This window comes from Pseudomonas sp. NFXW11, from assembly GCF_049887815.1.
Classification (GTDB): Bacteria; Pseudomonadota; Gammaproteobacteria; order Pseudomonadales; family Pseudomonadaceae; genus Aquipseudomonas.
Genome location: NZ_JAGEKI010000003.1, coordinates 213,384 through 233,990, shown reverse-complemented (window position 1 = coordinate 233,990; position 20,607 = coordinate 213,384). Strand labels below are relative to the sequence as shown.

Annotated in this window: 18 protein-coding genes and 1 riboswitch; of the genes, 12 read left to right on the top strand and 6 right to left on the bottom strand. The window is 64.1% G+C overall.

Annotated features, from left to right (window positions below; translation table 11 throughout):
- Positions 1-114 precede the first annotated feature (114 nt).
- The 4 genes from msbA to hldE all read left to right on the top strand — a co-directional run bounded on the left by msbA (position 115) and on the right by hldE (position 5,725).
- The gene (gene msbA / locus J4P02_RS06820; protein WP_426188817.1) at positions 115-1,932 is read left to right on the top strand and encodes a lipid A export permease/ATP-binding protein MsbA; all 1,818 of its coding nucleotides are present in this window, start codon (positions 115-117) and stop codon (positions 1,930-1,932) included.
- A complete protein-coding gene (locus J4P02_RS06815; protein ID WP_426188816.1) occupies positions 1,926-2,822 on the top strand; it encodes a GNAT family N-acetyltransferase in 897 nt (298 codons plus the stop codon). The genes msbA and J4P02_RS06815 overlap by 7 nt, the downstream gene beginning before the upstream one ends.
- A gap of 4 nt (positions 2,823-2,826) precedes the next feature.
- Positions 2,827-4,227: a PIG-L deacetylase family protein gene (locus tag J4P02_RS06810; protein ID WP_426188815.1), complete on the top strand. Its 1,401-nt coding sequence runs from the start codon at positions 2,827-2,829 to the stop codon at positions 4,225-4,227.
- Between the two features lie 64 nt (positions 4,228-4,291).
- The gene (gene hldE / locus J4P02_RS06805) at positions 4,292-5,725 is read left to right on the top strand and encodes a bifunctional D-glycero-beta-D-manno-heptose-7-phosphate kinase/D-glycero-beta-D-manno-heptose 1-phosphate adenylyltransferase HldE (RefSeq protein ID WP_426188814.1); all 1,434 of its coding nucleotides are present in this window, start codon (positions 4,292-4,294) and stop codon (positions 5,723-5,725) included.
- A gap of 51 nt (positions 5,726-5,776) precedes the next feature.
- Here hldE and J4P02_RS06800 read toward each other — a convergent pair whose 3' ends face one another.
- From J4P02_RS06800 to J4P02_RS06785, 4 genes are all read right to left on the bottom strand, one after another.
- On the bottom strand, positions 5,777-6,748 hold the full coding sequence (locus J4P02_RS06800; protein WP_426188813.1) for a metal ABC transporter ATPase: 972 nt from the start codon (positions 6,746-6,748) through the stop codon (positions 5,777-5,779).
- A 42-nt stretch (positions 6,749-6,790) separates the two neighbouring features.
- Positions 6,791-7,603: an aldo/keto reductase gene (locus tag J4P02_RS06795; RefSeq protein ID WP_426188812.1), complete on the bottom strand. Its 813-nt coding sequence runs from the start codon at positions 7,601-7,603 to the stop codon at positions 6,791-6,793.
- A complete protein-coding gene (locus J4P02_RS06790) occupies positions 7,600-8,775 on the bottom strand; it encodes an NAD(P)/FAD-dependent oxidoreductase (protein WP_426188811.1) in 1,176 nt (391 codons plus the stop codon). The genes J4P02_RS06795 and J4P02_RS06790 overlap by 4 nt, the downstream gene beginning before the upstream one ends.
- A gap of 118 nt (positions 8,776-8,893) precedes the next feature.
- Positions 8,894-9,226, bottom strand: coding sequence for a DMT family transporter (locus tag J4P02_RS06785; RefSeq protein ID WP_426188810.1), 333 nt, complete (start codon positions 9,224-9,226; stop codon positions 8,894-8,896).
- A 109-nt stretch (positions 9,227-9,335) separates the two neighbouring features.
- On the opposite strand from J4P02_RS06785, the gene J4P02_RS06780 reads away from it, so the two are divergent.
- A complete protein-coding gene (locus J4P02_RS06780) occupies positions 9,336-10,220 on the top strand; it encodes a LysR family transcriptional regulator (protein ID WP_426189006.1) in 885 nt (294 codons plus the stop codon).
- 22 nt (positions 10,221-10,242) lie between these two features.
- Positions 10,243-11,514, top strand: coding sequence for a lipid IV(A) 3-deoxy-D-manno-octulosonic acid transferase (gene waaA / locus J4P02_RS06775; RefSeq protein WP_426188809.1), 1,272 nt, complete (start codon positions 10,243-10,245; stop codon positions 11,512-11,514).
- 289 nt (positions 11,515-11,803) lie between these two features.
- On the opposite strand, the gene J4P02_RS06770 is transcribed toward waaA, so the two are convergent.
- The gene (locus J4P02_RS06770; protein ID WP_426188808.1) at positions 11,804-13,234 is read right to left on the bottom strand and encodes a TolC family outer membrane protein; all 1,431 of its coding nucleotides are present in this window, start codon (positions 13,232-13,234) and stop codon (positions 11,804-11,806) included.
- A gap of 196 nt (positions 13,235-13,430) precedes the next feature.
- A riboswitch (TPP riboswitch) is annotated at positions 13,431-13,535 on the top strand.
- Between the two features lie 167 nt (positions 13,536-13,702).
- Here J4P02_RS06770 and thiC point away from each other — a divergent pair.
- Both thiC and cytX read left to right on the top strand, forming a co-directional pair.
- Positions 13,703-15,592, top strand: a complete 1,890-nt coding sequence (gene thiC / locus J4P02_RS06765; RefSeq protein WP_426188807.1) for a phosphomethylpyrimidine synthase ThiC — start codon at positions 13,703-13,705, stop codon at positions 15,590-15,592.
- A gap of 125 nt (positions 15,593-15,717) precedes the next feature.
- Entirely contained in the window at positions 15,718-17,007 is a 1,290-nt protein-coding gene (gene cytX, locus J4P02_RS06760; protein WP_426188806.1) for a putative hydroxymethylpyrimidine transporter CytX, read from the top strand.
- Here the strand turns inward: cytX and J4P02_RS06755 are convergent.
- Positions 16,976-17,722: an RsiV family protein gene (locus J4P02_RS06755; protein ID WP_426188805.1), complete on the bottom strand. Its 747-nt coding sequence runs from the start codon at positions 17,720-17,722 to the stop codon at positions 16,976-16,978. The genes cytX and J4P02_RS06755 overlap by 32 nt on opposite strands.
- A gap of 225 nt (positions 17,723-17,947) precedes the next feature.
- Between J4P02_RS06755 and J4P02_RS06750 the strand changes: the two genes are divergently transcribed.
- The 4 genes from J4P02_RS06750 (at position 17,948) to J4P02_RS06735 (ending at position 20,596) form a co-directional block, all read left to right on the top strand.
- Positions 17,948-18,565 (top strand): NUDIX domain-containing protein, encoded by a 618-nt coding sequence (locus J4P02_RS06750; protein WP_426188804.1) that lies wholly within the window; start codon positions 17,948-17,950, stop codon positions 18,563-18,565.
- A complete protein-coding gene (locus J4P02_RS06745; protein WP_426188803.1) occupies positions 18,556-19,008 on the top strand; it encodes a DUF1249 domain-containing protein in 453 nt (150 codons plus the stop codon). Before J4P02_RS06750 ends, J4P02_RS06745 begins: the two co-directional genes overlap by 10 nt.
- Positions 19,009-19,107: 99 nt before the next feature.
- A complete protein-coding gene (gene cpdA, locus J4P02_RS06740) occupies positions 19,108-19,920 on the top strand; it encodes a 3',5'-cyclic-AMP phosphodiesterase (RefSeq protein WP_426188802.1) in 813 nt (270 codons plus the stop codon).
- Positions 19,921-19,987: 67 nt separating this feature from the next.
- Positions 19,988-20,596 carry a YqiA/YcfP family alpha/beta fold hydrolase gene (locus J4P02_RS06735; RefSeq protein WP_426188801.1) on the top strand — a complete coding sequence of 203 codons (609 nt, stop codon included), beginning with the start codon at positions 19,988-19,990 and terminating at the stop codon, positions 20,594-20,596.
- Positions 20,597-20,607 lie beyond the last annotated feature (11 nt).

Below are 20,607 nucleotides of genomic sequence, written 5' to 3'. Positions count from 1 at the left end.
ATCATTAGCCGGTTATCTTAACCGACTTGCTGCTGGGCAGGTCCGGTGGTCAGGTTGTTTGGCGCAAAAGTGCCTGTGATATCATCCGCGCTTCACTGATTTGCACGGATTCCCATGAGCAGTCCTGAACCCAAAGCCCAGTCCACGCTGGCTATCTATTTCCGACTTCTGGCTTATGTGCGGCCCTATGTCGGCTTGTTCATCCTGAGCATTGTCGGGTTCCTGATCTTTGCATCGACGCAACCGATGCTCGCTTACATCCTCAAGTATTTTGTCGACGGGCTGGCCAATCCGGAAGCCAGCCTGTTCCCGGGCAACCCCTACCTTGGCAAGTTGCAGCTGCTTGAAACCGTTCCGCTGATGATTGTCCTGATCGCCGCCTGGCAAGGGGTGGGCTCGTACCTGGGCAACTTCTTCCTGGCCCGGGTGTCGTTGGGGCTGGTGCATGACCTGCGGGTCGTGCTGTTCAACAAGTTGCTGGAACTGCCGAACAGGTTCTTCGACAAGCACAACTCCGGCCACCTGATTTCCCGGATCACCTTCAACGTGACCATGGTCACGGGGGCGGCCACCGATGCGATCAAGGTGGTGATTCGTGAAGGCATGACGGTGATTTTCCTGTTCTGCACCCTGATCTGGATGAACTGGAAACTGACCCTGGTCATGCTGGCGATCCTGCCGGTAATCGGCATGATGGTGAACAGCACCAGCCGCAAGTTCCGCAAGCAGAGCAAGAAGATCCAGGTGTCGATGGGGGATGTTACCCACGTCGCCTCCGAAACCATCCACGGCTATCGCGTGGTGCGCAGCTTTGGTGGCGAGAGTTACGAGCGGGTGCGTTTCGAGCAGGCCAGCCAGAGCAATACCGACAAGCAGCTGGCAATGACCAAGACCGGGGCGGTCTATACCCCGATGTTGCAGTTGGTGACCTACAGCGCCATGGCCGTGGTCATGTTCCTGGTGCTGTATCTGCGTGGTGATGCCTCGCCTGGCGACCTGGTGGCCTACATCACCATGGCTGGCCTGCTGCCCAAGCCGATTCGCCAGCTCTCCGAAGTCAGCTCGACCATCCAGAAAGGCGTTGCCGGGGCTGAGAGCATTTTCGAACAGCTGGATGAACCGGTGGAAGTCGACCAGGGGACTTTCGAGTCCGAGCGTCTCGAGGGACGGCTGGAAGTGCGCAACCTCAACTTCCAGTACCCGGAGAGCGACAAGCAGGTGCTCGATGACATCAGCTTTGTCGTCGAGCCTGGGCAGATGGTGGCGCTGGTGGGGCGTTCCGGCAGCGGCAAGTCAACCCTGGCCGGTTTGATTCCGCGCTTCTACCAGCATGAGCAGGGAGAAATCCTGCTTGACGGTGTGCGCGTTGAGGATTTCACCCTGCAAAGCCTGCGTCGGCAGATCGCCCTGGTGACCCAGCAGGTCACCTTGTTCAACGACACCGTCACCAACAACATCGCCTATGGCGATCTTAGCGGATCGTCGCTCGAAGAAGTCCGGCGTGCCGCAGCAGAAGCCTATGCCGATGAGTTCATCGCGAAGATGCCGCAAGGCTATGAAACCCTGGTGGGCGAAAATGGCGTGCTGCTTTCCGGCGGTCAACGTCAACGTATCGCCATCGCCCGGGCCCTGCTCAAAGATGCGCCGCTGCTGATTCTTGACGAGGCGACTTCGGCTCTGGACACCGAGTCCGAGCGACACATCCAGGCAGCCCTGGACCACGTGGTGCAGAACCGCACCACGCTGGTGATCGCGCACCGTCTGAGCACCATCGAGAAGGCCGACCTGATCCTGGTCATGGATGACGGGCGGATCGTCGAGCGTGGTACCCACACCCAGTTGCTGGCGCAGAACGGTTATTACTCCCGGCTGCATGCCAAGGAGTTCGAAGAAGGCGACGAGCAGCCGGTATCGGTGATTGGCGCATGCTGAGTTTCTTTCGTCAGTGGCGTGAGCGTGGCTGGACCGAGATCGACCTTGAAAGCTACCGACATGCATGGCAGCAATTTGGTGGCAGCGTTGCCACCCACCCCGAAGTAGTAGAGCGGCTTTCCTCTCTGGTTGGGATCAAGCCGCGTTACCTGGGCTGGCTGCAAAATGGCCAGCCGGTGGCGGCAATTCCAACCTGGGGGCGACACGTCGCGCTGTCCAAGGACGTGCTCAAGCGTGAAGGCAAGCGCGGGCTGCTGGACATGGGCAATGCAGAAATCATTCTGCCCGTGGCGCCCGAAGCCAGGGTGCCGGTGCGCCAGCGCATGGCTTACGTTTCGCAGTTGAATGCCGAGCAGATCACTACCCTCAAGGTGCAACCGCAGGGGCTGGCCCTGGCCCGTGCTCCTGAGGATTACTCGAAGAAATTCCGTTACAACCAGCGGCGTGAACAGCGTCTGCTGGAGGAAGCGGGCGGCGTTCTGCTGCCGATGTCGCAGCTGTCGCCACAGGAGCAGGCGGCGATCTATGGGGATCTGTTTCAGCGGCGCTGGAATTTCGAGGTTCCGGGAAAGGCCGGCCTGGCAGAGGTCTTCACCCTGTTACGCGAGTTCATGACCGGTTCGGTGGTGATGCTGGATGGCGCGCCCATCGCGATCCAGATCCTGTATCGCGTCGAGGCCCCGCAATGGATCTCCCTGGAGTACATCAATGGTGGGGTCGATCCGCAGAGTCGCGAGTTCAGTCCGGGCAGTGTCCTGAGCTTCGTCAACACCCAGCATGAATGGGAGTGCGCCAAGGCGGCCGGCAAGGCGTTGCGCTATTCGTTCGGTCGCGCTGACCGGGAGTACAAGGATCGCTGGTGCCACAAGGTGCCGGTCTATCAGGTCTGACTCTATGACGGTCCGTAAACAGCGTTTACTCAAGGCCCATCGCCGCAACAAGCGGCTGTTCCTGATGGTCATGCTTCTGGTACTGGCGGCACTTGGCTTCTGGCTGAGCTGGTGGTTGTTGCCGGTACTGTTGGTGCTGCTGTGGGTGGGCCATGAAGCCTGGTTCGCCGATCATCTGTTCTATCGCGCCAGCGATGATTATCAGTACCGTTTTCCCGCTGCTACCCCGCGCCAGAGCGTGACGCTCGTGGGTGGCCTGCTGCGTCTTGATCAGCCGCTGGCGGCAGGGGAGACGCTGGTTCTTGAGTTGCACCTGAAGTCCAGCTGGCTCGGCCGCTGGCTGGACCCTTTCGTCGAAATCGGCGACGACCGCCAGGATTTCGAGCGCGGTGTCAAAGGCCTGCGTTACCTGAACCTCTCGGGGCAGGAAGCCGCCTTGGCCCAGGGCATGCTGGCCGTACGCGGTCGTCGTTGCACGCTGGCTTCGAGCGGCACGCTGTGGGTCATGGCTAACCCCGATTACGCCCAGCAGTCGCTGATGGTGCTGGCGCCGCATGCGGATGATGCCGAGCTGGCAGCCTTCGGCCTGTATGGCCGTGGCCAGGACGTCAGTATCGTCACACTGACCCAGGGCGAGATCGAGGCCGAGGCGTACCGGCAACTCGGGCTGGACACCGCGCAGGCGGCCCGACTAAAAGGGCGTTTGCGCAGTTGGGACAGCCTGGCCGTTCCGCTCTGGGCTGGCGTGCCTGCCAGCCGTTGCGTGCAACTGGGGTACTACTGCCTGCAACTGCCATTGATGGCCCAGTCCCCCAGCGAGCCTTTTGCCTCCCGCGAGTCTGGGGAAAGCGATATCCGCAGCGTGCGCCAGCACAACCCGATGCGCCTGCCTGCCGATGCCGATGGCGCGCCGACCTGGAACAACCTGGTGGCCGACCTGGTGGCCCTGCTGGAGCATGTTCGCCCCCAGGTCCTGGTCACTCCCCATCCCGAGCTCGACCCCCACAGCGATCATGTGGCAACCACACAAGCGCTGAACGCGGCGATCGCCCTCAGCGCATGGAAACCTGCGACCCTGCTGCTGTACGCCAATCACCTGCATGACAATGATCGCTGGCCCATGGGGCCGGCGGGTGCGGGTATCGCTTTGCCGCCGGCCATCGAGCCATTGCCGGCCGATCGTCTATGGAGCCCGCAGCTGTCCGCGGACGTGCAACTGGACAAGGCCATGGCGCTGGCCATGCAGCATGACTTGCAGGGGGCGTTGCCATTCAAGCGCCGGTTGCGCCGCTTGATCCAATGGCTATTGGCGGGTCGACGCTGGCCGGCCACGGGGGCCAACGAGTTTTTCCGCAAGTCGGTCCGGCGCCATGAACTGTTCTGGGTGCGTGACCTTTCGGATTGAAACAGCCGCGGCTTTACCCTGTGTTAATATCGCGCCCCTGTTCATTTTGTATGTGGGATGCTCCATGAAGTTGTCCATGCCGCGATTCGATCAAGCCCCTGTCTTGGTGGTCGGCGATGTCATGCTCGACCGTTACTGGCATGGTGGTACCTCACGGATTTCCCCTGAGGCGCCGGTGCCGGTGGTCAAGGTCGAGCAGATCGAGGACCGCCCGGGCGGTGCCGCCAACGTTGCCCTGAACATCGCAGCCCTGGGCGCTCCGGCGTCCCTGGTGGGGGTGACCGGCGACGACGAGGCCGCCGACAGCCTGGCCAACAGCCTGCAAGGCGCAGGCGTGCGTGCCCTGTTCCAGCGCATCAAGCACCAGCCGACCATCGTCAAGTTGCGGGTCATGAGCCGTCACCAGCAACTGTTGCGCATCGATTTCGAAGAACCCTTCGCCACCAACGCCCTGGCCCTGGCGGCCGAAGTCGACACCCTGCTCGACGGGATCAAGGTGCTGGTGCTCTCCGACTACGGCAAAGGCGCGCTGCGCAATCACCAGGTGCTGATCGCTGCTGCGCGGGCCCGGGGCATTCCGGTGCTGGCCGACCCCAAGGGCAAGGATTTCTCCATCTACCGTGGCGCCAGCCTGATCACCCCGAACCTCAGCGAGTTCGAAACCATCGTTGGCGGCTGCGCCGACGAGCACGAACTGGTGAGCAAGGGCGCCAAGCTGATGCACGACCTGGAGCTGGGCGCGCTGCTGGTGACCCGTGGCGAGCACGGCATGACCCTGTTGCGCCCCGAGCACCCGCCCCTGCACCTGCCGGCCCGGGCTCGGGAAGTGTTCGATGTCACCGGTGCCGGCGATACGGTGATTTCCACCTTGGCGGCGGCGATTGCCGCTGGTGAGGAACTGCCTCACGCCGTGGGCCTGGCCAATCTGGCTGCGGGCATTGTGGTGGGCAAGCTGGGTACAGCGGCCATCAGTGCGCCGGAACTGCGCCGGGCGATCCAGCGCGAGGAAGGTTCCGAGCGCGGGGTGCTGAGCCTCGAACAGCTGTTGCTGGCCATCGACGATGCCCGGGCGCACAACGAGAAGATTGTCTTCACCAATGGCTGCTTCGACATCCTCCACGCCGGGCATGTGACCTACCTCGAGCAGGCGCGGGCCCAGGGTGATCGGCTGATCGTGGCGATCAACGATGATGCCTCGGTCAGCCGGCTCAAGGGCCCGGGCCGGCCGATCAACAGTGTCGACCGGCGCATGGCGGTGCTGGCGGGGCTGGGTGCGGTGGACTGGGTGATCAGCTTCCCCGAGGGCACGCCGGAAAACCTGCTGTCCCAGGTTCGACCGGACGTACTGGTCAAGGGTGGCGACTACTCCATCGACCAGGTGGTGGGTGCGGATATCGTCAGCGCCTACGGAGGCACCGTGAAGGTGCTGGGGCTGGTGGAGAACAGCTCGACCACGGCGATCGTCGAGAAGATCCGCAAGACCGACAAGGCCGAGTGACCCCCGCGGCTGAACCAGACGGCGCCTGATCAGGCGCCGTTTTTTTTGCCTTCAGCCCTGGCGCCGGGCCTTGGCCGGGACCATCTTGCGCAGGATCTGCCGGGCCTTGCCGGTCAGGCGCAGCAGCTTGGAATCCGCCTCCGGCTCGCTCAGGCCGCGTTGCCGGAGCCAGTCCTTCCAGCGAATCCGTTCCTCGCGCACCACCCAGCCGTCCTGCTGGGCGAAGCTTTCCGCCAGGTGCAGGCCGCGGGTGCTGGCCGGGTGCAGTTGATCCTTTTTCAGGGTGTAGAGCTCTGCGCGGGGCTGGCCGTTTTCCAGGGGCATCAGGTACAGGTCCGGGCGCTTGCGGTCCAGGCGGGCCACCAGCTGGTCGCCTTCCAGGCGCTCGTCGACGTGGAACAGGCTCAGGGACTTGGCTTCCTTGGGCACTTCCAGGCGCAGGTCGTAGATCAGTTGCAGCGAGGCGGTGGGCAGGTGCACATAGGCCTGGGGCCGCTCCAGCAGTTGCAGGTTGGCGCAGCGCACCGGGCGTGCCGCGCCGGATTGCGGGGTCAGGCGAAAGGGCAGGGCCTCGCGGTAGTGCAGGGCGCCGGAATAGGGGGCGGGCAGCCAGGTGTCGTTGAAGCGTCCGCCGAGCCAGCCTTCCGGGGTTTCCAGCAGGCATTCCTCGGCGATTTCCTGGATCGCGGTGTGCAGCGGCAGGTTCAGCTCATGGGCCGGTACGTAACCTGAGATCAGCTTGAGCACCACGTCGCCGCGATCCTGGCGGCGCTGGCGCACCAGCACCCAGTAGTCGCGATTCTGCCAGTGCAGGGTCAGGCGCACCGAGACCCCGAGGTTGGCCAGTTCCAGGGCGAAGCGCTGGTTGTCGGGCACCGTCACCGCGCGGCGGCGTTGCAGGGTCTGGGCGAAGTTCAGCGGCATGCCGACGCTCTGGTAGCACAGGGCGTCGGGAGTCGCTTCGACGAACAGGGGCAGGGTCTTGAAGTTGCTGGGATTCTTGCGGATCAGCGGTCGCGACATCTCGACTCCTTCCTGCGTCGGTGGGCGGCCGCGTCGGCGGCTTCAGTTCTGGCCCAGGACCTGGGCCAGGGTTGTCACATTGTGGGCCAGGTGCAGTGGATTGATGGTCCCGACAATAGCACTGGCGACGCCGGGCCGGTCAAACAGCAATTCGAAGCTGGCCCGCACCGGATCCACCCCCGGGCTGAGGCAGGCATGACCACTGGCCAGGGCCTTTTTCACCAGGATGCCCTTGTGCTGGGCGGCAGCATAGTCAATGACCGCCCGCTCCGCCTGTTCGTTCAGATTGTAGGTAACCATGGCGCAATCGCCTTGCTCCAGGGCCTTCAAGCCGCCGTCGACGGTCTTGCCGGAGAAGCCGAAACCGCGAATCTTGCCCTCCTGCTTGAGCTGCGCCAGGGCCTGATAGACCTCGCTGTGCTCGAGGATCGCCAGGTCGTTGCCGTCGGAATGCACCAGCACCAGGTCGATGAAGTCGGTTTCCAGGCGCTGCAGGCTGCGCTCCACCGAGAATCGGGTATGGGCGGCGCTGAAATCGTGGCGGGAGATGCCGTCGGCGAATTCCTCGCCGACCTTGCTGACGATCACCCATTCCTGGCGTTGGCCCCGCAGCAGCGGGCCCAGGCGTTCTTCGCTGCGACCGTAGGCCGGCGCGGTGTCGATCAGGTTGATGCCCAGGTCGCGGGTCAGCTTGAGCAGCTGGCGTGCGTCCTGGTCGTCGGGGATCTGGAAGCCGCTGGGGTATTTCACCCCCTGGTCGCGGCCCAGTTTCACCGTGCCCAGGCCCAGGGGCGACACCATCAGGCCGGTGCTGCCGAACGGACGGTGCAGGTGGTGCAGGGTTGGCTGGCTCATGGCAGCAGTTGCTCCCAGGCCGGTTGCGCGACGGGCGGCCGCGGCAGGGCGGGCAGGGGGTCATGGCTGCCGGGGCGAATGCCATCGCGTTCCAGGGCGGTCAGTACCCGGTCGGCGAAGTCCGGGGCCAGGGCCAGTTTGGTTGGCCAGCCCACCAGCAGGCGCTCCTGCTCGGCGAGGAAGGCGTTGTCCGGACGGGTCAGGCCCGATTGTGCCGGCTCGGCGCGGTCGACACGCAAGGTGGCCCATTGCGCCTGGCTCAGGTCGATCCAGGGCAGCAGTTGTGCCAGTTCTTTCTGGGCGGCGGCGATCTGCGCTGCCGGCTCCCGGTTCACCGCGTCGCCTTCGGCGATATCGCCCCCCAGGTACCAGACCCACTGGCCATTGGCTGCGGGGTGGGTGGTGACGGTGACCCGCGGCTTGGGCCCGCCGCCCAGGCAGTGGGCATACAGCGGTTTCAGGCTCGGGCCCTTGACCAGCACCATGTGCAGCGGGCGCAGTTGCATGGCCGGCTGGCTCAGGCCCAGGGCCTGCAGTAGCGCGGCATTGCCGGCGCCGGCGCTGAGGACGACGCGCTGGGCGCGGATCTCCCGCCCATCGACCCGCAACCCGCAGAGTTGCCCGTCTTCCATCAGGGGTTCGATCTGCTGTGCAGCCAGCAGCCCGTCGCCGGCCAATTGCGCCAGGCGTTCGATCACGCTGGGTACATCCACCACCAGTTCGGCCAGGCGATAGACCTTGCCCTTGAAGCGCTTGTCTTGCAGGGCCGGAGGCAATTGCTCGCCCTTGACCTGGTCGACCCGGCCGCGCACCGCCTTGCTGGCGAAGAAGCTGGTGAGGTTGCCGGCCAGGGTGCCGGGAGACCAGAGGTAGTGGGCATCGGACAACAGGCGCACGCCGGACAGGTCCAGCTCGCCATTGCCGGCCAAGGCTTCGCGCCAGCGCCGGGGCATGTCGGCGATGGCTTCCGAGGCGCCGGTGAGGGCGCCGTGCAGGGCGTACTTGGCACCGCCGTGGATGATGCCCTGGGATTTCACGCTTTGTCCGCCGCCCAGGCTGGCGCTTTCGACCAGCACAGTGGAAAAGCCCTGGCGGCGCAGGCGGGCATTGAGCCAGAGACCGGCGACGCCTGCGCCGACAATCAGCACATCGGTGGAAATAGCGGAAGGCATGCAGCGACCTCGGAAAACAAACGAAGCCGCAAGTTTCAAGCTTCGAGCCCCAAGCTGCAAGCAACAAGCGGTTATCGCGTCCTCTTGTCGCTACCCGCTTGAGGCTTGCCGCTGCTGTTCAATGGCCGGCGGTTTTCGAGAACAGCTGGATCACCACCACGCCGAGGACGATCAGCGCCATGCCGAGCATGGCCGGAATGTCCAGTTTCTGACCGTAGAGGATCAGCGCGGCGACGCTGACCATGACGATGCCCAAACCGGCCCATACCGCGTAGGCCACGCCCACCGGAACGGTGCGCACCACCAGGGTCAGCATCCAGAAGGCCACGCCGTAGCCGACGATGATCAACGCCAGGGGCAGCGGGGTACTCAGGCCCTTGACCGCTTTCATTGAAACAGTGGCGATCACTTCCGCGCAGATGGCGATAGCCAGGTAGTAGTAAGCGTTCATGGGAGGGTTCCTCGTATCGGGGGCTGCTTTCTGAGGGGGCATTCTAGAGACTGGGCAGATGGGGTAAAGTCATTACCTATCTGAATTGAAGATAGGTTGACCCATGAACATGCAATGGAACCTGGAGCAGTTGCGGCTGTTCGTCAGCGTGGCCGAGTTGCGCTCGTTTTCTGCGGTGGCGCGCCAGCAGCGCAAGGCCCAGTCGGCCATCAGCAGCGCCATTGCCTTGCTTGAGGAAGACCTGGGGGTGAGCCTGTTCGAGCGCAGCAGCGGTCGCCAGCCCAAGCTCACTGAAGCCGGCACGGCTTTGTTGCAGGAGGCCCGGGAGATCCTGCGCCAGTGCGATCGCCTGAATGGCCGGGCGCTGGCCCTGATGCGCGGCCAGGAAGCGCGCTTGCGCCTGGCCCAGGATGAGGCCATGCCCTACCAGCCGGTGCTCGACAGCCTGGAGGCCCTGGCTGAGCGTTTCCCCAGCCTGGAGGTACAGCTGGCCAGCGGTGCCCAGGGCGATGTGGCGCGCAAGCTGCTGGAGCGCCGGGCTGACCTGGGGCTGCTGTTTCACCATGAGCACATGCCCGAAACCCTGGAGCGCCAGGCCCTGGGCAGTGTCGAGATGGTCACCGTGTGCGCGGTGGGGCACCCGTTGGCCCATGAGCGGCGGGTCAATCGCCAGCTCCTGGCCCGGCACCGGCAGTTGCTGATTGCGCCGCAGCAGAGCGGCTACCCCGGCGGCGAGCAGGTCAGCCCCCAGGTCTGGCGGGCCGACAGTTTCTACGTCATGGCCGAGTGGCTGATGCGTGGCCTGGGCTGGGCCTGGCTGCCGCGGCACGTGGTGCAGTACCCGGCCTATCAGCATCAGATGGTGGAGCTGACCAGTGAATGGACCCCGCCGGCGCTGGTGGTGGAACTGGCCTGGCGCCGCGACGAACCCCTGGGGCCGGCGGCACGCTGGCTGGCGGAACGTTTTGCCGTTCATCTGAAGGCGATCGGCTAAAAAACCGATAAACTCCGCCGCCATGAATAGAACTCTGTACACCGCACTGTTTTACCTGGGGCTGCCACTGGTAGCGATCCGCCTGTGGTTGCGCTCGCGCAAGGCGCCGGCCTATGCCAAGCGCATTGGCGAGCGCTTTGCCATCGGCTTGCCGGCGATGCAGCCTGGCGGCATCTGGGTGCATGCGGTGTCGGTGGGCGAGAGCATCGCTGCGGCGCCGATGATCCGTGGCTTGCTGGCGCGTTATCCACAGCTGCCGATCACCGTCACCTGCATGACGCCCACCGGCTCCGAGCGGATCCAGGCGCTGTTCGCCAATGAGCCGCGGGTGCAGCACTGCTACCTGCCATACGACCTGCCTTGGGCCGCCGCGCGCTTTCTCGACCGAGTGCAGCCCAAGCTGGCGGTGATCATGGAAACCGAGCTCTGGCCCAACCATATCGACCAGTGCGCGCGCCGGGGGATTCCGGTGGCCCTGGCCAATGCCCGGCTGTCCGCCCGTTCGGCCAAGGGTTATGCCCGCTTTGCCGGCCTGACCGCGCCGATGCTGGCGCAGATGAGCCTGTTCGCGGTGCAGACCGAGGCCGAGGCCGAGCGCTTTCGCCAGTTGGGCGCACGCCCCGAGACGGTAGAGGTGACCGGCTCGATCAAGTTCGACCTGAAAATCGATGAGCAACTGCTGCGGCGTGCCGGTGAACTGCGTGAGCAGTGGCAGGCCATGGAGCGTCCGGTATGGATCGCCGCCAGCACCCATGAGGGCGAAGACGCGGTGGTGCTCGATGCCCATCGGCAGTTACTGGCCAGTTACCCCAATGCCTTGCTGATCCTGGTGCCGCGGCATCCGGAGCGCTTCGATTCGGTGTACGAGCTGTGCCGGCAACAGGGCCTGGCGACCCTTCGCCGTTCCAGCGGCGAGCCGGTGACCCCCGGCACCTCGGTGCTGTTGGGGGACACCATGGGCGAGCTGCTGTTCCTCTACGCCCTGGCCGACAGTGCGTTCGTCGGCGGCAGCCTGGTGGCCAATGGCGGGCACAATCTGCTGGAGCCGGCGGCCCTGGCCAAGCCGGTGATCAGCGGGCCGCACCTGTTCAATTTCCTGGAAATCGCGGCGCTGCTGCGCGAGGCCGGTGCCTTGCAGGAAGTGGACGACGCCCAGGGGCTGGCGGTGGCGGTACAGCGCCTGTTCGAGTTGCCCCAGGATGCACGCAAGATGGCCGACGCCGGGCTCAAGGTGCTCAAGGCCAACCAGGGGGCCCTGCAGCGGCTGCTGGATGGCCTTGGCCGGCTGATGTAGCGGCAGCTACAAGCGGCAAGTAACGAGCGGCAAGATGCGGCCAGGAGCGCCAAGTAGTGAGCTGCGGTTCATCAGCTCAAGTCGTGAGCGTCAGGACTCAGTTAAGCGCTAGAGCGAGCAAAAATGACCTGTGGCGAGGGAGCTTGCTCCCGCTGGGGCGCGAAGCGCCCCCAAGAAAGGGACGGCTACGCAGTCCTGCGGGAGCAAGCTCACTCGCCACAACTACAGTGCTTGCCCTTAACTGACGGGCATTAACGTTCGCCGGTGGCCTTTTCCTTTGTGCTGCTTTTCAGGGGCGGGCTTTGAGCTGCTCGGCGGCGGCCTTGGCCAGGTCTGGCGGGAGGAAGTCGCGATCCGGGTTGTAATCAGCCTTGAGGTAGCGCGTCAGGTCCTGCAAGTCCCCCGGGTTGAGGGTGCCGGCCGCCTGCTTCAGGCGCAGGTTGTCGAGGATGTAGTCGTAGCGGCTGTTGTTGTAGTTGCGCACCGAGCTGTACAGCTGGCGCTGGGCGTCGAGCACGTCGACGATATTGCGCGTGCCCACCTGGTAGCCGATTTCCGTGGCTTCCACGGCGCTCTGGTTGGAGATGATCGACTGGCGCCGGGCCTGCACCTGCTCGACATCAGTGTTCACCGCGCGGTGCAGGTTGCGGGTGTTTTCCACCACCTGGCGGCGCAGGGATTCACGCTGCTGCTCGGTCTGGCTCAGGCGCGAGTAGGACTCGCGAACCTGGGAACTGGTCAGGCCGCCGCTGTAGATCGGGATGTTCAACTGCAGGCCGATGGAGCGCTGCTCCACATCACTGCCATAGCGGGTCAGCGGGTTGGGGTTGCTGAAGCCCAGGGCGTCGTTGTCGCCTTTCTTGTACTGCGCCACGGCGTCCAGGGTGGGGGCGTGCCCGGCCTTGCGCTGCTTGAGGGTTTCCTCGGCGGCGCTGACTGCGTAGTTGCTGGCCAGCAGGTTGAGGTTCTGCTTGGCGGCGGTCTCGACCCAGGCCTTGGCGTCGTTGGGCGTTGGCGCCAGCACGGGCAGGGTATGGACTATGCCCTGGATCGAGTTGTAGTCGCGGTTGGTCAGGGTGATCAGCGCTTCGAAGGCGTCATCCACTTGGCGCTGGGCGACGATGCGGTTGGCCCGGGCGGTGTCGTAGCTGGCCTGGGATTGCAATACGTCGGTCTTGTCCGACAGGCCCACGTCGAAGCGCTCGTTGGACTGGTCCAGCTGGCGCTTGAAGGCGGCTTCCTCGGCCTTGGTCGAGGCCAGGTTGTCCTGGGCGCGCAGCACTGCGAAGTAGTTCTCGGCACTTTGCAGGATCAGGTTCTGCTCGGTGGCGGAGAGTTGCAGCGAGGCCTGCTCGTCGATGTCCTTGGCGGCTTGCAGCTGGAACCAGCGGTCGGCGCGGAACAGCGGCTGGGCGAGGGTGGCCTGGTAGACGTTGCCACTGCGGGTGGAGGTGCCCGAAGGCTCATCGAAATGGGTGCGGGTGTTGTTCACGTCCGCTCCCGCCGAGAGGTTGGGCAGCAGGCCGGCGCGGGCCTGGGGCACCACTTCCTTCTGGGCGCCGTACTGGGCGCGGGCGGCGGCCAGGTCGGCGTTGTTGTCCACGGCTTCCTGGTAGACGCTGACCAGGTCGGTGCGGTTGGACAGAGGCGCTTCGGCTGCCCATGCCAATCCATTGGACGCACAAGACACGGCAACAGCCAGTGAGAGTTTGCGCAGCATTCGGCGATCCCTAGAGTTGATATTACGTAGATAATCCAGGCGCCAAGGCTAAGGCGCGGCCCCCAGAGCGTCAAGATTAGACACAGGTCAGGCAGTGTAGAGGTGCTGGCGGATCGCAACAATCCGTTGTTTGCGCCATTCATCAAGCTGATTGCATGGGTATTGGCGTTCTGCCGTGGCTTTGTCTAGACTGGCCCGGTTCTTGTCGGGGTGCCTTGCTATGAGGCTGAGATCGGATAATCCGGATCCCGTTGAACCTGATCAGGTTAGCGCCTGCGTAGGGAACAAGATTTCTCGTCACCCGGCGAGTCCTCTTGTGCTTAGTCCGGGATCTTGTTCGACAATCGAACACCTCGCCCCGAGTTCCAAGCACTGCACTCACTAGTTGCCTAGTCAGGGTGCGTCCGTCCGTTACAGGTTCGCTCCGACAACCAATCCACTGCCTGGATGCTGTCTGGAGAGCCCGTGATGACTACAACATTAAAAAACGCTAGCAACCTCAGTGAGTCGGCCCAAGTCGACCAACAATCGGTGCAGCCCTTTACCCGCTCGCAAAAAGTCTATGTCCAGGGTTCCCGCCCTGACATCCGCGTGCCCATGCGCGAAATCACCCTGGATGTGACCCCCACCGACTTCGGCGGCGAGATCAACGCCCCGGTCACCGTGTACGACACCTCCGGCCCCTACACCGATCCGAACGTGGTGATCGATGTGCGCAAGGGCCTGGGCGATGTGCGCTCGGCCTGGATCGAAGACCGGGGCGACACCGAGCGCCTGGCGGGCCTGAGCTCCAATTTCGGCCAGCAGCGCCTGGCCGACCCGGAGCTGACCAAGCTGCGCTTCGCCCACGTCAACAACCCGCGCCGGGCCAAGGCCGGGGCCAACGTCAGCCAGATGCACTACGCGCGCCAGGGCATCATCACCGCCGAGATGGAATACGTCGCCATCCGCGAAAACATGAAGCTGCAAGAGGCCCGCGCCGCCGGCCTGCTGAAGCAGCAGCACGCTGGCCACAGCTTCGGCGCCAGCATCCCCAAGGAAATCACCCCGGAGTTCGTGCGCGAGGAAATCGCCCGCGGCCGCGCGATCATTCCGGCCAACATCAACCACGTGGAGCTGGAGCCGATGATCATCGGCCGCAACTTCCTGGTGAAGATCAACGGCAACATCGGCAACAGCGCCCTGGGTTCCTCCATCGAGGAAGAAGTGGCCAAGCTGACCTGGGGCATCCGCTGGGGTTCGGACACGGTGATGGACCTGTCCACCGGCAAGCACATCCACGAGACCCGCGAGTGGATCATCCGCAACTCGCCGGTACCGATCGGCACCGTACCGATCTACCAGGCGCTGGAGAAGGTCAATGGGGTGGCCGAGGACCTGACCTGGGAGCTGTTCCGCGACACCCTGATCGAGCAGGCCGAGCAGGGCGTGGACTACTTCACCATCCACGCCGGGGTGCTGCTGCGCTATGTACCGCTGACCGCCAAGCGGGTCACCGGCATCGTCTCCCGGGGCGGCTCGATCATGGCCAAGTGGTGCCTGGCGCACCACAAGGAGAACTTCCTCTACACCCACTTCGATGAAATCTGCGAAATCATGAAGGCCTACGACGTCAGCTTCTCCCTGGGCGATGGCTTGCGTCCGGGGTCGATTGCCGACGCCAACGACGAGGCCCAGTTCGGCGAGCTGGAAACCCTCGGCGAGCTGACCAAGATCGCCTGGAAGCATGATGTGCAGTGCATGATCGAAGGCCCGGGCCACGTGCCGATGCAGTTGATCAAGGAGAACATGGACAAGCAGCTGGAGTGCTGCGACGAGGCGCCGTTCTACACCCTCGGCCCGCTGACCACCGACATCGCCCCGGGCTACGACCACATCACCTCCGGCATTGGTGCGGCGATGATCGGCTGGTTCGGGTGCGCCATGCTCTGCTACGTCACGCCCAAGGAGCACCTGGGCCTGCCGAACAAGGATGACGTGAAGACCGGGATCATCACCTACAAGATCGCCGCCCACGCCGCCGACCTGGCCAAGGGGCACCCCGGTGCGCAGATTCGCGACAACGCCCTGTCCAAGGCGCGTTTCGAATTCCGCTGGGAAGACCAGTTCAACCTGGGCCTGGACCCGGATACCGCGCGCTCCTACCACGACGAAACCCTGCCCAAGGATTCGGCCAAGGTGGCGCATTTCTGCTCCATGTGCGGGCCGAAGTTCTGCTCGATGAAGATCACCCAGGAAGTGCGTGAATACGCGGCCAACCAGCGCATCGACGCGGTGGATGTGGACGTCGCCAAGGGACTGGCGGAACAGGCTGAGCGCTTCAAGCAGGAAGGTAGCCAGCTGTACAAGAAAGTCTGAGGAGCAGCGGCAAGCTTCGAGCGGCAAGCTGCAGGTTCAAAGCCGGTTGTAACCGGCTGTTCTTGTCGCTTGCGGCTCGAGGCTTGCCGCTTGCTGCTGTTCCCATTTCCTTCGAGATAACCACCTTGAGCCGTCCAAGTACCTATTCCCCTGATCTGCCGGTGCCGAGCGACAAGCGCGTATTCGGCGCCCGCGATCTGTTTTCCCTGTGGTTCTCCCTGGGCATCGGCCTAATGGTGCTGCAGGCCGGCGCCTTGCTGGCGCCAGGCCTGGGGTTGGCCCATGGGGTGCTGGCGATCGTTTGCGGCACGGCCGTGGGCGTGCTGCTGCTGGCCGCGGTGGGGGTGATCGGCAGCGATACCGGGCTGTCGTCCATGGCCGCTCTCAAGCTCAGCCTGGGCCGGCGCGGCGCCAGCCTGCCGGCGCTGCTCAACCTGCTGCAACTGGTGGGTTGGGGGGCGTTCGAGATCATCGTCATGCGCGATGCCGCAAGCCTCCTGGGCAGTCGGGCGTTCAGCGAGGGCAGCCTGTGGGCCAGTCCGTTGCTCTGGACCCTGTTCTTTGGTGCCCTGGCCACCTTGCTGGCGGTCAGCGGGCCCTTGACCTTTGTCCGGCAGATTCTGCGCAAGTGGGGGATCTGGCTATTGCTGGCGGCCTGCCTGTGGCTGACCTGGAACCTCTTCGCCCGGGCCGATCTGGCGGCGCTCTGGGCCCAGGCCGGGGATGGTTCGATGCCCTTTGCCGTGGGCTTCGATATCGCCATTGCCATGCCGCTGTCCTGGTTGCCGCTGATCGCCGACTACTCACGTTTCGGCAAGCGCGCCAAGAGCGTGTTCGGCGGCACGGCGCTGGGCTTCTTTATCGGCAACCTCTGGCTGATGAGCCTGGGCGTGGCCTATACCCTGGCGTTCGCCCCCAGTGGTGAAGTGAACGCGCTGCTGCTGGCGCTGGCGGGGGCCGGGCTGGGGATTCCGCTGTTGCTGATTCTGCTGGACGAGTCGGAAAACGCCTTTGCCGATATCCACTCGGCGGCGGTTTCCAGTGGCATTCTGCTGCGCCTGAAGGTCGAGCACCTGGCCCTGGCCATCGGCCTGCTCTGCACCCTGATTGCCTGCCTGGCGCCCTTGGCCCAGTACCAGAATTTCCTGCTGTTGATCGGTTCAGTGTTCGCACCGCTGTTCGGCGTGGTGCTGGTGGATCACTTCATTCTGCGGCGCCGTGGCGGGCTGGAATCGCCGTCAGCCTTGCGCTGGCCGGCGCTGCTGGCCTGGCTGGGTGGGGTGAGCACCTATCACCTGTTGGCCAACCTGTACCCGGATGTCGGCGCAACCCTGCCGGCGCTGGTGCTGGCAGGGCTGCTGCAGTGGCTGTTGGGCCGGGCCTTCAGTTACCGCCAGGAAACAGCTCGGGCTTGAGCACACCCTTGAGGCGGTCGTAGGGGATCTGCAATTCGACGTGGCCCAGGGCCGCTGGCGCGATGCTGCTGAGGTTGTACTTGAGGGTCAGCGCGTTCTTGGTCAGGGCAATATGGGCGGTTTTCTGGAACGGCCAGGCCTTGACGAATTCGGCTTCGCGATCCAGGTGGGTGCTGATCAGCCAGTTGTTGTGAGCCACTCGTGCGGCTTTCCAGAAGTTCTCCTCCTGGCCGGGCAGCAGCATGTCCGCCAGGCTCAGGGCCCGCTGCTGCTGGCGCGAGTAGTTGATAAAGCCACGGCCCGGGGTGCCATTGGCGGCGCCGGTGTCCAGGTAGCTGGCCAGCTCGATGATCACCAGGCCGTCATGCTGCTCCCGTAGCTTGGCTTGCAGGTACATGCCATGGCGATCCGGCGCGCTGCGCAGGAACTGCTCGCGATAGGTCGCGAGGCTTGCGGGCAGCGGGCTGTCTGGGCTGGTACGGGTCATTTGCAGCAAGCGCTGTTCAATGATGGCGTCCAGCTGCGGTTCGGCGGCAAAGTGCAGGGTGTCGAGGTTGACCAGCGGGCAATCAGCGCCGCTGCAGCCGGGCTTGAGTTGTTCCGACTTGTCCGGGGTGCTTGCCAGCGGCGTCATGTAGCTGGGCTGGAACAGGCTCTGGCAGGCGCCCAGGGTCAGGGCGATACAGGCCACGGAGGCGATTTTGACAAGCGACATGGGCGTCCTTCATAAACCAGGGGGGAGGCAAAAGTTACCGGCTTCGACTGCCTGCGAGGCAGTCGGTTCGCCACTAAGCTCAATGCAGGCAATTAGAGTTGGTTTCGCCCCTCGCCGTCTATCCCGCTGAAGGCAAAGGGGCTGCATCGGTGCCCGCGGGCGCGTTAGGATGGCGCGAAGTCGAGGGGGATCCTCGGGTTGAACAGGCTGTACACGAGGATAGCTATGACTGAATTTGCCAACGCCACGCCGAGCGCCGTCGAGATCATTCGGCGGGAAAACTGTTTCCAGGGTTTCTGCCGGCTTGATCGCCTGCATCTGCGTCATGAGTTGTTCGCCGGTGGTATGGGGCGGGAAATCGATCGTGAAGTGGTGGTCCGGCGTGATGCGGTGTGCGTGCTGCCATACGACCCACTGCGCGATGAAGTGGTGCTGATCGAGCAGTTCCGGGTGGGCGCCATGGGCAAGATCGCCAGTCCCTGGCTGGTGGAGCTGGTGGCCGGCCTGATCGACAAGGATGAGCAGCCGGAACAAGTTGCCCGCCGTGAGGCGCAGGAGGAAGCCGGCCTGGATATCTCGGCATTGTGGCCGATGACCCAGTACTTCCCGTCACCGGGCGGCAGTACCGAGTACATCCACCTGTATCTGGGGCGTTGTGACAGCAGCGCTGCTGGCGGCTTGCACGGGCTCGAGGAAGAGGCTGAGGACATCCGGGTATCGGTGATGGCTTATGAAGATGCATTGCAGGCCATGCGCGACGGGCGGATCTGCGATGCGGCGAGCATCATTGCCTTGCAGTGGCTGGCGCTCAATCGCGCGGAAGTGAGGGGGTTATGGTCGTAAACCAGGTACGCGACCGCTATCGGGTGGATCTCGCGGGGCTGCAAGCTTCCTGCGAGGCCAACTACGCCCGGCTGATGCGCCTGTTGCCCGACATGCGCAGCCAGCCCGTGGCGCGCCGCATTGCCGTGACCCAGGGTGAGCAGATGCTCGGGGTGCTGGCTCTAGAAGTGCTGCTGGCCTGCCCCTACACCACCACCTTGCGGGTGCGCCAGGAACACAGCCTGCCCTGGCTGCCGGTGCCGCAACTGGAAGTGCAGGTGTATCACGATGCGCGCATGGCGGAGGTGATCAGCGCCGAGCATGCGCGGCGGTTCCGTGGCATCTATCCCTACCCCAATGCCCTGATGCACCAGCCGGACGAGAAGGCCCAGTTGAATGTGTTTCTGGGCGAGTGGCTGAGCCATTGCCTGGCCTGCGGGCACGAGTTCGAGGCCGTGCGCTAGATGTGAACTGGGTCCGTTTCCCAGGTTTCCTCTTTGTCACATACCCCAGCATAATTGCAGCCTTCTTACTGCCTTGTGATCTTGCTCCGGGAGAGCGCCGTGCCAAGCGTATCCGCACTGACTGACGACTCCGTATTGCTGGTGCAACTGTCCGACAGCCATCTGTTTGCCGAGGCGGACGGTGCACTGCTGGGCATGAACACCGCCGACAGCCTGCAGCGAGTGATCGAGCTGGTGTTGGCGCAGCAGCCGCAGATTGACCTGATGCTGGCCACCGGCGACCTGTCCCAGGATGGCAGCCTGGAGTCCTATCAGCGTTTTCGCCAGCTGACCCGGCAGATCCCGGCCCCCGGTCGCTGGTTGCCCGGCAACCACGATGAGCCGCAGGTGATGCAGCAGGCCACGGACGACAGCGAGCTGCTGCAGCCGGTAGTGGATATCGGCAACTGGCGCATCACCCTGCTGGATTCGGCAGTACCGGGTTCGGTGCCGGGCTACCTGCAGGATGACCAATTGCAACTGCTGACCCGCTCCCTGAGCGAGGCCCCGCAGCGCCATCATTTGATCTGCCTGCACCATCACCCGGTGTCCATCGACTGCGCCTGGATGGAGCCCATCGGCCTGCGCAATGCCGAGGCGTTGCTGGCCCTGATCGACGGTTTTCCTCAAGTGCGTGCAGTGCTCTGGGGCCATGTGCATCAGGAAATCGACCGGCTGCGTGGCGATGTGCGACTGTTGGCCTCACCCTCCACCTGCATCCAGTTCGAGCCCGGCAGCGATGATTTCAAGGTCCAGGAGCAGGCCCCGGGCTACCGCTGGCTGCGGCTGCTGGCCGATGGACGGCTGGAAACCGGCGTGCAACGGGTCGAAGGCTACGCCTTCACCATCGACTACGGCAGCAACGGCTACTGAAGCGGCTGCGTTACCGGCATTGCTCCCTGTAAACTGCGCCCTTCATTCAGGTGCGCAGGGAGTTCGCATGTCCGGTTCCATCCTTTATATCCACGGCTTCAACAGTGCCCCGGCCTCGACCAAGGCCAGCCAGCTACGGCAGGTGATGGAGCAGATGGGGCTGGCTGGACAGTTGCGCGTACCGGCCCTGCACCACCATCCGCGCCAGGCCATTGGCCAGCTGGAACAGGCGATTGCCGAACTTGGTCGACCATTGCTGGTCGGCAGCTCGCTCGGCGGCTACTATGCGACTCACCTTGCCGAGCGCCATGGCCTGAAAGCCCTGCTGATCAACCCTGCCGTGAGCCCGCACCGGATGTTCGACGGTTATCTGGGCCCGCAGAAGAACCTCTACACCGATGAAACCTGGGAGCTGACCCTCGACCATGTGGCGGCCCTGGAGGCGCTGGAAGTTGCGCCACCCCAGGACCCCGAGCGTTATCAGGTGTGGTTGCAAACCGGGGACGAGACGCTGGATTATCGCAGCGCCGAGCGCTACTACCGTGCCTGCGCCTTGCGGATCCAGGCGGGCGGCGATCATAGTTTCCAAGGATTTACCGGCCAATTGCCGGCGATATTGAATTTTGCCGGCATCACTGCCGATCAGTACCAGGCGATCGACTTCAGCGCACTGTGAAGCCACGCCCA

Bases quoted from the DNA above. Each gene is read 5' to 3' on its own strand.
- msbA (WP_426188817.1), top strand. From the start codon at position 115: ATGAGCAGTCCTGAACCCAAAGCCCAGTCCACGCTGGCTATCTATTTC.
- J4P02_RS06815 (WP_426188816.1), top strand. From the start codon at position 1,926: ATGCTGAGTTTCTTTCGTCAGTGGCGTGAGCGTGGCTGGACCGAGATC.
- J4P02_RS06810 (WP_426188815.1), top strand. From the start codon at position 2,827: ATGACGGTCCGTAAACAGCGTTTACTCAAGGCCCATCGCCGCAACAAG.
- hldE (WP_426188814.1), top strand. From the start codon at position 4,292: ATGAAGTTGTCCATGCCGCGATTCGATCAAGCCCCTGTCTTGGTGGTC.
- J4P02_RS06800 (WP_426188813.1), bottom strand. From the start codon at position 6,748: ATGTCGCGACCGCTGATCCGCAAGAATCCCAGCAACTTCAAGACCCTG.
- J4P02_RS06795 (WP_426188812.1), bottom strand. From the start codon at position 7,603: ATGAGCCAGCCAACCCTGCACCACCTGCACCGTCCGTTCGGCAGCACC.
- J4P02_RS06790 (WP_426188811.1), bottom strand. From the start codon at position 8,775: ATGCCTTCCGCTATTTCCACCGATGTGCTGATTGTCGGCGCAGGCGTC.
- J4P02_RS06785 (WP_426188810.1), bottom strand. From the start codon at position 9,226: ATGAACGCTTACTACTACCTGGCTATCGCCATCTGCGCGGAAGTGATC.
- J4P02_RS06780 (WP_426189006.1), top strand. From the start codon at position 9,336: ATGCAATGGAACCTGGAGCAGTTGCGGCTGTTCGTCAGCGTGGCCGAG.
- waaA (WP_426188809.1), top strand. From the start codon at position 10,243: ATGAATAGAACTCTGTACACCGCACTGTTTTACCTGGGGCTGCCACTG.
- J4P02_RS06770 (WP_426188808.1), bottom strand. From the start codon at position 13,234: ATGCTGCGCAAACTCTCACTGGCTGTTGCCGTGTCTTGTGCGTCCAAT.
- thiC (WP_426188807.1), top strand. From the start codon at position 13,703: ATGACTACAACATTAAAAAACGCTAGCAACCTCAGTGAGTCGGCCCAA.
- J4P02_RS06755 (WP_426188805.1), bottom strand. From the start codon at position 17,722: ATGTCGCTTGTCAAAATCGCCTCCGTGGCCTGTATCGCCCTGACCCTG.
- J4P02_RS06750 (WP_426188804.1), top strand. From the start codon at position 17,948: ATGACTGAATTTGCCAACGCCACGCCGAGCGCCGTCGAGATCATTCGG.
- J4P02_RS06745 (WP_426188803.1), top strand. From the start codon at position 18,556: ATGGTCGTAAACCAGGTACGCGACCGCTATCGGGTGGATCTCGCGGGG.
- J4P02_RS06735 (WP_426188801.1), top strand. From the start codon at position 19,988: ATGTCCGGTTCCATCCTTTATATCCACGGCTTCAACAGTGCCCCGGCC.